Here is a 268-nt window from a genome sequence, read left to right as displayed (position 1 = left end):
ATTGATTTGTTGAAGCATTTAAACTTTCCAGTAGGGTATTTGATGATACATCTAAAGTCTGAAGTTTAGCATTGCTGCAGTTTAAACGTTTTAATTGGGTACAGTTTTGTAGTAATAAGCTAGATAAGTTCATATTACTGGCTCTCACATCCGTTAAACTTGTACAACCCTGAACATTGATAGAGGTTAGAGCATTATTGTCTTCTATTATGATATTATACAAATCAGTCAGATTACTCAAGTCGATTGATGATAAGGATGGCAATCC

The 268-nt window shown here is 33.2% G+C and carries 1 protein-coding gene; it reads right to left on the bottom strand.

The window, feature by feature from the left end; all coding sequences use genetic code 11:
* Nucleotides 1-268, bottom strand: a 268-nt coding sequence (locus SCA31_RS23670; protein WP_410699454.1) for a hypothetical protein, incomplete at both ends; no start/stop codon positions are given.

It is taken from the genome of Chryseobacterium sp. SIMBA_028, assembly GCF_046535285.1.
Lineage (GTDB): Bacteria > Bacteroidota > Bacteroidia > Flavobacteriales > Weeksellaceae > Chryseobacterium.
Note: the sequence above shows the minus strand (reverse complement) of the source record. Positions and strands in the feature narration are given on the sequence as shown.